The 14,214-nt window shown below is 55.2% G+C and carries 14 protein-coding genes and 1 tRNA gene; 10 read left to right on the forward strand and 5 right to left on the reverse strand.

Annotated features, from left to right (window positions below):
- Positions 1–121 precede the first annotated feature (121 nt).
- Positions 122–197: transfer RNA gene (locus CMQ96_RS25295), tRNA-Trp, on the forward strand.
- A gap of 82 nt (positions 198–279) precedes the next feature.
- On the opposite strand, the gene hdfR is transcribed toward CMQ96_RS25295, so the two are convergent.
- The gene (gene hdfR / locus CMQ96_RS25300; protein WP_024360645.1) at positions 280–1,101 is read right to left on the reverse strand and encodes an HTH-type transcriptional regulator HdfR; all 822 of its coding nucleotides are present in this window, start codon (positions 1,099–1,101) and stop codon (positions 280–282) included.
- A 118-nt stretch (positions 1,102–1,219) separates the two neighbouring features.
- Between hdfR and CMQ96_RS25305 the strand changes: the two genes are divergently transcribed.
- A complete protein-coding gene (locus tag CMQ96_RS25305) occupies positions 1,220–1,558 on the forward strand; it encodes a DUF413 domain-containing protein (RefSeq protein WP_004097464.1) in 339 nt (112 codons plus the stop codon).
- Between the two features lie 23 nt (positions 1,559–1,581).
- Here the strand turns inward: CMQ96_RS25305 and CMQ96_RS25310 are convergent, their stop codons facing one another.
- Complete coding sequence (locus CMQ96_RS25310; protein WP_098067517.1) at positions 1,582–3,102, reverse strand: YifB family Mg chelatase-like AAA ATPase; 1,521 nt, start codon at positions 3,100–3,102, stop codon at positions 1,582–1,584.
- 349 nt (positions 3,103–3,451) lie between these two features.
- On the opposite strand from CMQ96_RS25310, the gene ilvL reads away from it, so the two are divergent.
- From ilvL to ilvA, 6 genes are all read left to right on the forward strand, one after another.
- The gene (gene ilvL, locus CMQ96_RS25315) at positions 3,452–3,550 is read left to right on the forward strand and encodes an ilv operon leader peptide (RefSeq protein ID WP_001311244.1); all 99 of its coding nucleotides are present in this window, start codon (positions 3,452–3,454) and stop codon (positions 3,548–3,550) included.
- Between the two features lie 139 nt (positions 3,551–3,689).
- Positions 3,690–5,336 carry an acetolactate synthase 2 catalytic subunit gene (ilvG, locus tag CMQ96_RS25320; protein ID WP_024360643.1) on the forward strand — a complete coding sequence of 549 codons (1,647 nt, stop codon included), beginning with the start codon at positions 3,690–3,692 and terminating at the stop codon, positions 5,334–5,336.
- On the forward strand, positions 5,333–5,590 hold the full coding sequence (ilvM, locus tag CMQ96_RS25325) for an acetolactate synthase 2 small subunit (RefSeq protein WP_004107599.1): 258 nt from the start codon (positions 5,333–5,335) through the stop codon (positions 5,588–5,590). Before ilvG ends, ilvM begins: the two co-directional genes overlap by 4 nt.
- A gap of 16 nt (positions 5,591–5,606) precedes the next feature.
- Entirely contained in the window at positions 5,607–6,536 is a 930-nt protein-coding gene (locus CMQ96_RS25330) for a branched-chain amino acid transaminase (RefSeq protein ID WP_004097473.1), read from the forward strand.
- A gap of 60 nt (positions 6,537–6,596) precedes the next feature.
- A complete protein-coding gene (gene ilvD, locus CMQ96_RS25335; RefSeq protein WP_024360642.1) occupies positions 6,597–8,447 on the forward strand; it encodes a dihydroxy-acid dehydratase in 1,851 nt (616 codons plus the stop codon).
- Between the two features lie 2 nt (positions 8,448–8,449).
- Positions 8,450–9,994 carry a threonine ammonia-lyase, biosynthetic gene (ilvA, locus tag CMQ96_RS25340; RefSeq protein ID WP_098067518.1) on the forward strand — a complete coding sequence of 515 codons (1,545 nt, stop codon included), beginning with the start codon at positions 8,450–8,452 and terminating at the stop codon, positions 9,992–9,994.
- Between the two features lie 58 nt (positions 9,995–10,052).
- On the opposite strand, the gene ilvY is transcribed toward ilvA, so the two are convergent.
- The gene (gene ilvY, locus CMQ96_RS25345; protein ID WP_098067519.1) at positions 10,053–10,943 is read right to left on the reverse strand and encodes an HTH-type transcriptional activator IlvY; all 891 of its coding nucleotides are present in this window, start codon (positions 10,941–10,943) and stop codon (positions 10,053–10,055) included.
- 163 nt (positions 10,944–11,106) lie between these two features.
- Here ilvY and ilvC point away from each other — a divergent pair, with 163 nt between their 5' ends.
- Complete coding sequence (gene ilvC, locus CMQ96_RS25350) at positions 11,107–12,582, forward strand: ketol-acid reductoisomerase (protein WP_004133304.1); 1,476 nt, start codon at positions 11,107–11,109, stop codon at positions 12,580–12,582.
- A 100-nt stretch (positions 12,583–12,682) separates the two neighbouring features.
- Here ilvC and ppiC (CMQ96_RS25355) read toward each other — a convergent pair whose 3' ends face one another.
- Together ppiC (CMQ96_RS25355) and ppiC (CMQ96_RS25360) are read right to left on the reverse strand one after the other, a co-directional pair.
- On the reverse strand, positions 12,683–12,964 hold the full coding sequence (gene ppiC / locus CMQ96_RS25355) for a peptidylprolyl isomerase PpiC (RefSeq protein WP_004127351.1): 282 nt from the start codon (positions 12,962–12,964) through the stop codon (positions 12,683–12,685).
- A 52-nt stretch (positions 12,965–13,016) separates the two neighbouring features.
- Positions 13,017–13,298 (reverse strand): peptidylprolyl isomerase PpiC, encoded by a 282-nt coding sequence (gene ppiC / locus CMQ96_RS25360; protein WP_004127352.1) that lies wholly within the window; start codon positions 13,296–13,298, stop codon positions 13,017–13,019.
- Positions 13,299–13,492: 194 nt separating this feature from the next.
- Here ppiC (CMQ96_RS25360) and CMQ96_RS25365 point away from each other — a divergent pair, with 194 nt between their 5' ends.
- On the forward strand, positions 13,493–14,197 hold the full coding sequence (locus tag CMQ96_RS25365) for a Crp/Fnr family transcriptional regulator (protein WP_049086036.1): 705 nt from the start codon (positions 13,493–13,495) through the stop codon (positions 14,195–14,197).
- Positions 14,198–14,214: the final 17 nt, after the last annotated feature.

Raw genomic sequence — 14,214 nt, forward strand, 5'->3', positions numbered from 1 at the left:
TTCAGTCGGTTAGAATACCTGCCTGTCACGCAGGGGGTCGCGGGTTCGAGTCCCGTCCGTTCCGCCACTTATTAAAAAAATTAAGCCTGCTGATAATGCAGGCTTAATGATAAGAAAATTTAGGGGCGTAGCTCAGTTGGTAGAGCACCGGTCTCCAAAACCGGGTGTCGCGAGTTCGAGTCTCTCCGCCCCTGCCATATAATAATCCTTTGCTCAGGCAAAGGATTTTTTTTGCTTTAAATTTCCCGCCGATCCTCCTCCGTCCCTGGAGGAGTGCGTCTATCCCAATATATTGTGCTTCAGGATCTCACGAATCTGCGCTTGTTTGTCGCTGTTTTGTAGCCAAATTGCATAGAGGGGTCTTGAAAGCGTCGCACTGTCGGTCACCGTATGCAGGTTATTTTTCTCCTGCGCCCAGAGCACGGGCAACCATGTACAGCCCTTAAGGGCGCTGAGTTGCTGGTACGCTAATTCGGCAGAACTGGTGGTCAGCAGAGGAATATCATCATTTCCGATCAATCCGGCTTCATTTTGTTGAAAATCCGGCCCCCATTCCAGGCGTAAATAATTCAATTCATTCGTGTACTTAGCCGGTGATGAACAATAAAGCGCTAATGTAAAATTACCCAGTAACTGGCTGCTTAGTTCATCCATCTTCGGCGATTCTGTCGTGATCAAGAGATCAAGCTGGCGTTCATGCAGCTGTTTGACCAGCGATTGGCGCTGCGCAATCCGCGCCTCAAACTGGAGGTTATAGGGCTCCGTATAGAGCTTGCCCAGCCATCCGTTAAGCAGACATTCCCAGAGAGAAGCGCTGGCACCGATCGAAAATTCATTATGTCGGGAAGCATTCGCGACCTCCTTGCGCGCAGCTTGCCAGGTATTCATCAGGGTTTCGGCGTAGGGCAGCAGTTTCTCTCCGGCTGAAGTCAGACGGATATTATTACGATGACGGGTAAAAAGGTTCACCCCCAGCTGGTTCTCCAGCTGACGAATACGAAAGCTAACTGCTGACTGCGTCAGATAAAGCGCCTCTGCGGCTCGGCCAAAGTGGCGAGTTCTGCTCACCTCAAGGAAAGTCTTCAGCAATTCCGTATCCACACTCTTCTCCGCAAAATTATTTGTCGTGATGATTTAAATGTTTTGTTTGACGCTCTGTCAAGCGTAACTAATACTCCGCGCCATAATTAGCTCGGCCAAAGAATCAGGAGCGTGTAGGATGGCGGAAAGCTTTACGACAACTAATCGTTTTTTCGACAATAAAAATTATCCGCGCGGGTTTTCCCGTCATGGAGATTTCACCATCAAAGAGGCGCAACTGCTGGAACGTCATGGTTATGCCTTTAATGAACTCGAACTAGGTAAACGCGAGCCTGTCACCGACGATGAAAAACAGTTTGTTTCGGTATGCCGTGGTGAACGTGAGCCCGCAACGGAAGCAGAACGCGTCTGGATTAAGTACATGGCGCGCATTAAGCGTCCGAAGCGTTTCCATACTCTGTCCGGCGGCAAGCCGCAGGTGGAAGGTACGGAAGATTACACAGAAAGCGATGATTAAGAAAAAGGGCGTAAGCCCTTTTTTTACGCCATCATTTTTTGTAGATGGCTCAACATTCTGTCTATTGCCCTATAGCCGAGAGCCTCCTGCAGATGATGACGTTCGATGCAATCGACGGCTTCAATATCCGCAATAGTCCGGGTAACTTTAAGCAGGCGTTGCCAGGCGCGGATTGAAAGTCCAAGCTGAGTTAGCGTCTGCTCCAGCCAGATAGCGTCATCTTGATGAAGCCGGCAGCAGATTTTCATCTCATCATTTCCCAGATGCGCATTAAGTTTTTTCTGTCGTGATAGCTGTCTTTCGCGTGCGGCCAGAACACGTTGACGCACGCTGGCGCTACTTTCCTCCTCGTGTGTTCCCTGACTGAGTACTCCCGGCGGCGGAAGTGGGATCTCCAGAGAGAGATCGAACCGGTCGAGAAACGGGCCGGATAAACGGCCCAGGTAGCGTAGCGTCTGTTGTGGCGAGGCGCGATTATGCTGGCCCTGATAGTGCCCTGTCGGGCTGGGGTTCATCGCTGCAATAAGCTGGAAACGGGCCGGATAATCAATTTTGGCGCGCGTGCGAGAGATATGGATAACCCCTGACTCAATCGGTTCTCGTAACGCATCCAGTACCCTGCGTTCGAATTCAGGCAGCTCATCCAGAAACAGGACGCCATTATGGGCCAGCGAGATCTCTCCTGGTGCCGGAATTGAGCCGCCACCCACCATGGCCGCCAGGGAGGCGCTATGATGCGGGGCGCGAAAGGGCCTGCGACGCCAATTTTTCGTCGCACGCGTGGAATCGACCAGGCTATGTATTGCCGCGCTTTCCAGCGCCTCCTGGTTACTCAACGGCGGTAGCAGTCCCGGTAATCGACTGGCGAGCATCGTTTTACCGGTGCCGGGCGGGCCTATCATCAGCAGGTTGTGGCCACCTGCGGCGATAATTTCCAGCGCGCGTTTCCCCTGCTGCTGGCCAATAACATCACGCAGGTCAACCGGTGTATCATCCGAATACTCTCCTTCTGAGAGTGGATGAGTGAGGGGATTGCGACCTTCGAGAAAAGCGCAGACTTCCTGGAGATCGGTGGCGATAAGGCAGTCACTGCCGCCGATTAATCCTACCTCCGGAGAATTCTCATTAGAGATAACAATCTTCCGACCCGCTTTTATTGCCTCCATGGCGCTGGATATGGCACCAGGAACGCCACGCAGAGCGCCTGTAAGCGCCAGCTCGCCGACAAACTCATATTGATTTAGCCTGGTAGCATTTAGCTGCTCTGAGGCCACCAGAAGCGCGAGAGCGATAGGTAAATCATATCTTCCACCTTCTTTTGGCAGATCGGCCGGAGCCAGATTAATGGTGATTTTTTTCGCCGGATAAGCGTAGCCGCTGTTGATAATCGCACTACGTACCCGGTCACGCGCTTCTCTCACCGTTGTTTCCGGCAGCCCTACCATGGTCAGGCCAGGGAGTCCGTTGCTGATATGAACTTCAACCGTGATAAGCGGTGCGCCGATCCCGAGAGCGGCGCGGGTGTAAACAATGGCGAGTGACATAAAACCTCCTGAGAGCCAGGATTATGTCGGGGATCTGTTATCGAGTAATTCGGCAATATTAAATTTTACATGCTTGCTTCCAGCCAATTTTTGGCCCATTGCCACTTTGCACTCGCTTTGGATACTGGCTCGCAAAACACGGTTGTCAGTCAGGAACAGAAAAAGTGCTGTGGAGTACGCCACAAATTGAAATATTTTCATTTCATATTTTTTCTATTAAAAACAATTGTTTTTTCGTAAATGGTTAGCAAGGTAAGAAATGCGGTCATAAAAAAATCTTGTGTTTAACGTGATGTCTGTGGTACCTCTTTAGGTATTCCTTCGAACATGAAGCCAGAAAGAACATAAAATGACAGCCCTTCTACGAGTGATTAGCCTGGTCGTGATTAGCGTGGTGGTGATTATTATCCCACCGTGCGGGGCTGCACTTGGACGAGGAAAGGCTTAAAAAACAAGCCTTAACGAACTAAGACCCCCGCACCGAAAGGTCCGGGGGTTTTTTTATAACTTAAAAACAGAAAAGAGGAGCAGACGATGGCTGGTAGCATAAAATTCTGTTTCTCTCGATCTACGACGGGGAAGTAACTATGAATGGGGCGCGGTGGGTAGTACATGCTTTGCGAGCACAGGGAGTCGATACCGTTTTTGGCTATCCGGGTGGAGCAATTATGCCGGTTTACGATGCATTGTATGACGGCGGCGTGGAACACCTATTGTGCCGGCATGAACAGGGCGCGGCTATGGCGGCTATCGGCTATGCCAGGGCTACCGGCAAAACCGGGGTGTGTATCGCCACTTCGGGGCCTGGCGCAACCAACCTGATCACCGGCCTCGCCGACGCGCTGCTTGATTCCGTTCCCGTTGTTGCTATCACCGGCCAGGTTGCGGCCCCGTTCATTGGCACCGACGCATTCCAGGAAGTTGATGTTCTCGGTTTATCGCTGGCATGCACCAAGCACAGTTTCCTGGTGCAGTCGCTGGAAGAACTGCCGCGCATCATTGCCGAAGCTTTCCACGTAGCAAACTCCGGGCGCCCCGGTCCCGTGCTGGTCGATATCCCAAAAGACATCCAGCTGGCTCAGGGCGATCTCGATCCGCATTTTTCCATGGTAGCCGACGACGTTGATTTTCCATATGCGGATATCGAATACGCTTTGCAGATGCTGACTCAGTCGCAGAAGCCGATGTTATACGTTGGCGGCGGCGTGGGGATGGCGCAGGCAGTTCCGGCGCTGCGCGAATTTCTTACCGTCACGCAAATGCCAGCGACCGCCACCCTGAAAGGGCTGGGGGTGGTGGCGGCGGATTATCCCTACTATCTGGGGATGCTGGGGATGCACGGCACCAAGGCGGCCAACCTGGCGGTACAGGAATGTGACCTACTGATCGCGGTAGGTGCCCGCTTTGACGATCGCGTCACCGGCAAGCTGAATACGTTTGCCCCGCACGCCAAAGTTATCCATATGGATATCGATCCGGCTGAACTGAACAAGCTCCGTCAGGCGCATATCGGCCTGACCGGCGATTTGAATGTAATGCTGCCCGCGCTGCAGCAGCCGCTGTCTATTGATGCCTGGCGTCAACGTAATGCGCAGCTGCGCGCCGAGCACGCCTGGCGCTACGATCATCCGGGCGAGGCCATCTATGCTCCGCTGCTGCTGAAGCAGCTTTCCGAGCGCAAACCAGCAGATTGCGTCGTGACCACCGATGTGGGCCAGCATCAGATGTGGTCAGCGCAGCATATGACCTATACGCGTCCGGAGAATTTCATCACTTCCAGCGGATTAGGGACAATGGGCTTTGGCCTGCCGGCAGCAGTAGGCGCGCAGGTGGCCCGCCCCGATGATACGGTTATCTGTATCTCCGGTGACGGCTCCTTCATGATGAACGTGCAGGAGCTGGGCACCGTAAAACGCAAGCAGCTGCCGCTGAAGATAGTCTTACTGGACAACCAGCGTTTAGGAATGGTTCGACAATGGCAGCAGCTGTTTTTTCAGGAACGTTATAGCGAAACCACTCTTACCGATAACCCCGATTTTCTTACTCTGGCCAGCGCCTTCGGCATCCCTGGTCAACACATCACCCGTAAAGACCAGGTTGAAGCGGCACTCGACACCATGCTTTCGAGCCAGGGGCCTTACCTGCTTCATGTCTCAATCGATGAACTTGAGAACGTCTGGCCGTTGGTGCCGCCCGGTGCCAGTAATGCAGAAATGCTGGAGAAATTATCATGATGCAACATCAGGTCGCCTTGCAGGCTCGCTTTAACCCTGAAACCTTAGAACGCGTGCTGCGCGTCGTACGCCATCGCGGGTTCCAGATTTGCGCGATGAATATGGAAACCGCCGCCGATGCCCGGAATATTAATATCGAACTGACCGTTGCCAGCCAGCGGCCCGTCGAATTACTGTTTAGTCAATTAAGCAAACTGGTGGACGTCGCCTGCGTCGAGATCCAGCAACCTACATCACAACAAATTCGCGCCTGAGCGCAAAGGAAGAATAATGACGACGAAAAAAGCTGACTACATTTGGTTCAATGGTGAGATGGTTCCGTGGGGCGAGGCGAAGGTTCACGTGATGTCCCATGCGCTGCACTACGGGACTTCCGTATTTGAAGGCATCCGTTGCTACGACTCTCACAAGGGACCGGTGGTGTTCCGTCACCGTGAACATATGCAGCGTCTGCATGACTCAGCCAAAATCTATCGTTTCCCGGTTTCTCAGAGCGTCGATGAGCTGATGGAAGCCTGTCGCGAAGTTATTCGTAAAAACAGCCTGACCAGCGCCTATATCCGTCCGTTAGTCTTTGTCGGCGACGTTGGCATGGGCGTCAACCCGCCTCCGGGCTATAACACTGACGTGATCATCGCGGCGTTCCCGTGGGGCGCCTACCTGGGTGCCGAAGCGCTGGATCAGGGGATCGATGCGATGGTTTCTTCCTGGAATCGCGCGGCGCCAAACACCATTCCGACCGCGGCCAAAGCCGGCGGTAACTATCTCTCTTCGCTGCTGGTCGGCAGCGAAGCGCGTCGCCATGGCTATCAGGAAGGTATCGCGCTGGACGTGAACGGCTACATCTCTGAAGGCGCCGGTGAAAACCTGTTTGAAGTTAAAGACGGCGTGTTGTTTACTCCGCCGTTCACCTCTTCCGCGCTGCCGGGCATTACCCGCGACGCTATCATCAAGCTGGCGAAAGACCTGGGCCTGGAAGTCCGCGAGCAGGTATTGTCCCGCGAGTCCCTGTACCTGGCTGACGAAGTCTTTATGTCCGGGACTGCCGCAGAGATCACCCCAGTACGCAGCGTTGATGGTATTCAGGTGGGCGAAGGCCGCTGCGGCCCGATCACCAAGCGCATTCAGCAAGCATTCTTTGGCCTCTTCACCGGTGAAACCGAGGATAAATGGGGCTGGTTGGATCAGGTTAATCAATAAGCATAAAAAATGGGGCGACACGCAACGCCCCATTTCACCGAAACTGGGAGTAACTAAAGCATGCCTAAGTACCGTTCCGCCACAACCACTCACGGCCGTAATATGGCGGGTGCCCGCGCGCTGTGGCGCGCCACTGGAATGACCGACGATGATTTTGGTAAGCCGATTATCGCCGTGGTGAACTCTTTCACCCAGTTCGTGCCGGGCCACGTTCACCTGCGCGATCTCGGCAAACTGGTTGCTGAGCAAATCGAAGCCGCTGGCGGCGTCGCCAAAGAATTCAACACCATTGCGGTGGATGATGGTATCGCCATGGGCCACGGGGGTATGCTTTATTCACTGCCATCCCGCGAACTGATCGCCGACTCGGTGGAGTACATGGTTAATGCCCACTGCGCTGATGCGATGGTCTGTATCTCCAACTGCGACAAAATCACCCCGGGGATGTTAATGGCGTCTCTGCGCCTGAATATTCCGGTAATTTTTGTTTCCGGCGGCCCAATGGAAGCCGGGAAAACCAAGCTGTCCGATCAGATCATTAAACTCGATCTGGTCGATGCGATGATTCAGGGCGCTGACCCGAAAGTCTCCGACGATCAGAGCGATCAGGTTGAACGTTCCGCCTGCCCGACCTGCGGCTCTTGTTCAGGGATGTTCACCGCGAACTCCATGAACTGCCTGACCGAAGCGCTGGGCCTGTCGCAGCCGGGTAACGGCTCGTTGCTGGCGACTCACGCCGATCGCAAGCAGCTGTTCCTCAATGCGGGCTCGCGTATCGTTGAGCTGACTAAACGTTACTACGAGCAGGACGACGCCTCTGCGCTGCCGCGTAATATCGCCAATAAGGCGGCGTTTGAAAACGCCATGACGCTGGATATCGCCATGGGCGGCTCTACCAATACCGTACTGCATCTGCTGGCGGCGGCGCAGGAAGCGGAAATCGACTTCACCATGAGCGATATCGATAAACTTTCCCGTAAAGTGCCGCAGCTGTGTAAGGTCGCGCCAAGTACGCAGAAATATCATATGGAAGATGTTCATCGCGCGGGCGGCGTATTGGGCATTTTAGGCGAACTGGATCGCGCCGGGCTGCTGAACCGCGACGTGAAAAACGTGCTTGGTTTGTCCCTGCCGCAGACGCTGGAGCAGTACGATATCACCGTCACGCAGGACGAAGCGGTCAAAAAAATGTTCCGCGCTGGCCCTGCGGGTATCCGCACAACGCAGGCTTTCTCTCAGAACTGCCGCTGGGATACCCTGGATGACGATCGCGCAGAAGGCTGTATCCGCTCGCTGGAACATGCTTACAGCAAGGACGGCGGTCTGGCGGTTCTGTACGGCAACTTTGCCGAGAATGGCTGCATCGTGAAGACCGCCGGCGTTGACGACAGCATCCTCAAATTTACCGGCCCGGCTAAGGTATACGAAAGCCAGGACGCGGCTGTGGATGCAATCCTCGGCGGCAAGGTTGTCGCCGGTGACGTGGTGGTTATTCGCTACGAAGGGCCGAAAGGCGGTCCGGGGATGCAGGAAATGCTCTACCCGACGACCTTCCTGAAATCAATGGGTCTGGGTAAAGCCTGCGCGCTGATTACCGATGGACGCTTCTCCGGCGGTACTTCGGGTCTTTCCATTGGCCATGTTTCTCCGGAAGCCGCCAGCGGGGGCAATATCGCGATCATTGAAGATGGCGACATGATTGCTATCGATATCCCGAACCGCGGTATTCAGCTGCAGCTGAGCGATGCCGAGATTGCGGCGCGCCGCGAAGCTCAGGAAGCGCGCGGTGATAAAGCATGGACGCCGAAAGATCGTGAGCGTCAGGTTTCCTTTGCCCTTCGCGCCTACGCCAGCCTGGCAACCAGCGCCGACAAAGGCGCGGTGCGTGATAAATCGAAACTTGGGGGTTAATAATGGCCGAGTCGCAACCCCTGTCCGCCGCCCCCGAGGGGGCGGAATACCTCAGAGCGGTACTGCGCGCGCCGGTATATGAAGCCGCGCAGATCACGCCGCTGCAAAAAATGGAAAAGCTCTCGTCGCGCCTCGATAACGTTGTGCTGGTGAAGCGTGAAGATCGTCAGCCGGTGCACAGCTTTAAGCTGCGCGGGGCGTACGCGATGATGGCGGGGCTGACGGAAGAGCAAAAATCGCATGGCGTGATTACCGCTTCGGCGGGTAATCATGCGCAGGGCGTGGCTTTCTCGGCTTCTCGCCTGGGCGTGAAGGCGCTGATCGTCATGCCAACCGCCACGGCGGATATCAAAGTCGATGCGGTGCGCGGCTTCGGCGGCGAAGTGCTGCTGCACGGCGCGAACTTTGATGAAGCCAAGGCCAAAGCTATCGAGCTGGCGCAACAGCAGGGCTTTACCTGGGTACCGCCTTTCGACCACCCGATGGTGATTGCCGGGCAGGGTACGCTGGCGCTGGAGCTGCTGCAGCAGGATGCCCATATCGATCGCGTATTTGTCCCGGTCGGCGGCGGCGGTCTTGCGGCGGGCGTGGCGGTGCTGATCAAACAGCTGATGCCGCAGATTAAGGTCATTGCGGTTGAGGCCGAGGATTCTGCCTGTCTGAAAGCCGCGCTGGATGCGGGTCATCCGGTTGATTTACCCCGCGTCGGGCTCTTTGCCGAAGGCGTAGCGGTTAAACGTATCGGCGATGAGACTTTCCGTCTGTGTCAGGAGTATCTCGACGACATCGTTACTGTCGATAGCGATGCCATCTGCGCGGCGATGAAAGACCTGTTTGAAGACGTACGCGCGGTGGCTGAACCTTCCGGGGCGCTGGCGCTGGCGGGGATGAAAAAATATATCGCTCAGCATAATATTCGCAGCGAACGCCTGGCGCACGTGCTTTCCGGCGCGAACGTCAACTTCCACGGCCTGCGCTACGTTTCCGAACGCTGCGAGCTGGGGGAACAGCGTGAAGCGCTGCTGGCGGTCACCATTCCGGAAGAGAAGGGTAGCTTCCTCAAGTTCTGCCAGCTGCTGGGCGGCCGTTCGGTCACTGAATTTAACTATCGCTTCGCCGATGCGAAAAATGCCTGCATTTTTGTCGGCGTGCGCCTGAGCCGTGGTCTGGAAGAGCGGAAAGAGATCCTCAACCTGCTGCACGAGGGCGGCTACAGCGTAGTGGATCTCTCTGACGATGAAATGGCTAAGCTTCACGTGCGCTATATGGTGGGCGGGCGTCCGTCGCAGCCGCTGCAGGAACGTTTGTTCAGCTTCGAGTTTCCGGAATCCCCCGGTGCCCTGCTGAAGTTCCTGCATACCCTTGGCACCCACTGGAACATTTCTCTGTTCCATTATCGCAGCCACGGTACCGATTATGGCCGCGTGCTGGCGGCATTCGAACTGGGCGATCACGAGCCTGATTTTGAAACCCGCTTGCATGAGCTGGGCTACGATTGTCACGACGAGAGCAATAATCCAGCGTTCAGGTTCTTCCTCGCAGGTTAGGCTGCGCAGCGCTTATCTGGCCTACGATCGGGTTGTAGGCCGGTTCAGGCATCCGGCACTAGTGGCCAGGCAGCAAATTCCAGAATGCATTAATCAGCGGCTCATGCAGCCGCTTTTTTGGCGCGCAGACGCCGAGTTCAAAAGGGGTCTTCTCGTCGCTGCGCTCCAGAATCATTACGCGATTGCGTACTGGTTCCGGGCTATTTTCCAGCACCACTTCCGGCAGCAGCGCGACGCCGCAGCCCAGCGCCACCATAGAAACCATGGCTTCATGTCCGCCCACCGTAGCGTAAATCGACGGATTACTGATTTTATGGCGGCGAAACCACAGCTCAATGCGGCGGCGCACGGGCCCTTGATCGGCCATAATGAAGGGTACCGTTGCCCAGTCGGGTTTCTCCACCGAGATCTGGTTGCGAACCGGACAAGGCAGCGCCGGGGCGATCAGCACCACCGCCAGATTCTCCAGCATGGAAAACGCCACCGCGCCAGGCAGCATCTCGGGTTTCCCGGCAATCGCCAGATCGGCCTCACCCGTGACCACTTTCTCCATCGCATCGGCGGCATCGCCGGTGGTGAGCTTTATTTCCACCGAGGGATGTTCGGCGCGGAAACGATCGAGAATCGGCGGCAGATGACTGTAGGCGGCGGTCACCGAACAGAAGATATGCAGTTCGCCCGACAGCGACGGACCTTGCTGATCGATAGCGTGGCGCAGCTGCTGATACTGCAACAGCGTCTGCTGGGCAAAGGTGCGGAGCTCTTCTCCCGCTTCGGTAAGCGTTACCGTGCGGTTATCGCGGACAAACAGCGGCTGCCCAAGGTCTTCTTCCAGGCGCTGAATCTGCCGGGAAAGCGTGGAGGGGCTGACGTGCATCGCTCGCGCGCTGCGGCCAAAATGGCGGCTTTCCGCCAGATGCAGGAAGGTTTTTAGATCGCGTAAGTCCACCGGCGGCACTCCACAATTTTACATTGCAGAAATTGCAACGTGACGTTGTGAATATATCAATTTCCGCAATAAATTTCCTGTCATATAGTAAGTTCATTCTCTCTTGCACAGACACGGCAAGCGAACCGAACAATAAGACAGCACAACATCACGAGGTATCACCATGGCTAACTACTTTAATACACTGAACCTGCGCCAGCAGCTGGCGCAGCTGGGCAAATGTCGCTTTATGGGTCGCGACGAATTCGCCGATGGCGCAAGCTACCTTCAGGGTAAAAAAGTGGTCATCGTCGGCTGTGGCGCTCAGGGCCTGAACCAGGGTCTGAACATGCGCGACTCCGGTCTGGATATCTCCTACGCGCTGCGTAAAGAAGCGATTGCCGAAAAGCGCGCTTCATGGCGTAAAGCGACCGAAAACGGCTTCAAAGTAGGTACCTACGAAGAGCTGATCCCGCAGGCTGACCTGGTGGTCAACCTGACTCCGGACAAACAGCACTCTGACGTTGTGCGTTCCGTTCAGCCGCTGATGAAAGACGGCGCGGCGCTGGGCTACTCTCATGGCTTCAACATCGTGGAAGTTGGCGAGCAGATCCGTAAAGATATCACCGTCGTGATGGTGGCGCCGAAGTGCCCGGGTACCGAAGTGCGTGAAGAGTACAAGCGCGGCTTCGGCGTACCGACCCTGATCGCGGTTCACCCGGAAAACGATCCGAAAGGCGAAGGCATGGCGATTGCTAAAGCCTGGGCTGCGGCGACCGGCGGTCACCGTGCGGGCGTTCTGGAATCTTCCTTCGTCGCGGAAGTGAAATCTGACCTGATGGGCGAGCAGACCATCCTCTGCGGTATGCTGCAGGCCGGTTCTCTGCTGTGCTTCGATAAGCTGGTGGAAGAGGGTACCGACCCGGCATACGCCGAAAAACTGATTCAGTTCGGCTGGGAAACCATCACCGAAGCGCTGAAGCAGGGCGGTATCACCCTGATGATGGATCGCCTGTCTAACCCGGCTAAGCTGCGTGCTTACGCGCTGTCCGAACAGCTGAAAACGATCATGGCGCCGCTGTTCCAGAAGCATATGGATGACATCATCTCCGGTGAATTCTCCTCCGGCATGATGGCTGACTGGGCCAACGACGATAAGAAACTGCTGACCTGGCGTGAAGAAACCGGTAAAACCGCGTTCGAAACCGCACCGCAATTTGAAGGTAAAATCGGCGAGCAGGAGTACTTCGATAAAGGCGTTCTGATGATCGCGATGGTGAAAGCGGGCGTTGAGCTGGCGTTCGAAACCATGGTGGATTCCGGCATCATCGAAGAGTCTGCTTACTACGAATCACTGCACGAGCTGCCGCTGATCGCCAACACCATCGCTCGTAAGCGTCTGTACGAAATGAACGTGGTTATCTCCGATACCGCTGAATACGGTAACTACCTGTTCTCTTACGCTTGCGTACCGCTGCTGAAAGAGTTCATGACCACCCTGCAGACCGGCGACCTGGGCAAAGCGATTGCCGAAGGCGCGGTAGACAACGCTCAGCTGCGCGACGTGAACGAAGCCATTCGCGGCCATGCTATCGAGCAGGTTGGTAAGAAACTGCGTGGTTACATGACTGATATGAAACGCATTGCGGTTGCCGGGTAAATAAAAACGACGGTGGTGGGGGGATACCCTCACCCCAGCCCTCTCCCACAGGGAGAGGGAGCAAACATTCAAGGCCTTCTCAGCGAGAAGGCTTTGTTGTTTATTTCCGGTACAGCACTTTGATGATGTGATAACCAAACTGGGTGTGCAGCGGGCCGGTGGGCTCCAGCTCCGGGCAGGAGAAGACGACTTTATCAAACGCCGGCACCATCTGGCCCTGGCGGAATTCACCTAAATCGCCGCCGCGTTTGCCTGACGGGCAGATCGAGTGCTTCTTCGCCAGTTTACCGAAATCGGCGCCGTTTTTAATTTGCTCCAGAAGATCCAGTGCCAGCTGCTCTTCTTTAACCAGAATATGCAGTGCTGCTGCCGTTTTTGCCATGATCGTACCTTGATTGAATAGGGGATGAATCAGGGCGCAATAGTAGCATGGGCTAGCGGCGATACAGCACCTTAATGATGTGGTAGCCAAACTTGGTTTTGACCGGCCCGTAAGGTTTGAGCAGCGGGCAGCTGAAGACTGCCTTATCGAACGGCCCAACCATGACTCCTTGATTAAACTCGCCGAGATCGCCGCCGTTGCGCCCGGAGGGGCACTTTGAATAGCGCTTGGCCAGATGATCGAAGCTTACGCCACGTTCCAGTTTGGCGAGGATCTCTTGCGCCAGCTTCTCTTCTTTAACCAGGATGTGCAGGGCTGCTGCGCTCTTTGCCATTATTTTGTTCTCACGTCTCAAAGATATCCCGTTACTTTACCACCCGCTTTGGTCGTGGACATATACTCTTCGCCATCGCGGGACAGATGTCTCGCCTGATAGACGGAAGCGGGAGATGAGCAACACTTTTATCCGGCGTATTCCCCCCTGCCAGGGACAGCCGTCCTGTCCTTAACGTCGTGGAGCGAGATAACATGGACACAATGAAAAAACCTGACTTTTCAGTTAGCTGGCTTTCCGGGCTGAGCGAGATTGTCAGCGATCCGCTGCTCTATGAATTACTGAAATATTGTCCTCTGGAGATCATGCGGCGCTGGCGCTTCGAAGAGATCCCGCGCGGTGATTTTATCTGCCGACAGGGTGACGTGTGTCAGCGGTTTTCGCTGATTATCGCCGGTGAGGTGGACGTTTTCTATGAGGCTGAAGACGGGCGCCGCTACCGCCAGGCCCGTTACCGTAAAGGCGACATGCTGGGCGAGCTCGAGATCTTTGAGTCGCGTCATTACATCTGCTCGGTGGTGGCGGTGGGTCATGTGCAGCTCCTGAGCCTGTCGCAGGAACATTTCTGCCGCTGGCTGGCGTTAGATAACCATTTTAACCAGCGGATGCTGCGCTTTTTTAGCCAGCAGTATTACCAGCTATCGAAGAAGGCCAGCAGCGACAATCTTTACTCGCTGCATCAGCGGGTATGTCAGGCGTTATGGCTGCGTTATCAAAAGGATGGCGCCAGTGAAATCTTGCTGGATAAGCAAAATCTCAGCCAGGAATTCGCGGCGACGACCCGCAGTATTAACCGTATTTTGCATGACCTGAAAGCGCTACAGATTATTGATACCGATGGTGAACGCATTGTGTTGTTAGCTCCTGAAAAACTGAAGCAGGAGGCTGATATCGGATAACCGCAAGAGTAAGGAGG

The sequence above is a fragment of the Klebsiella sp. MBT K-1 genome, from assembly GCF_002556465.1.
GTDB lineage: Bacteria > Pseudomonadota > Gammaproteobacteria > Enterobacterales > Enterobacteriaceae > Klebsiella > Klebsiella grimontii.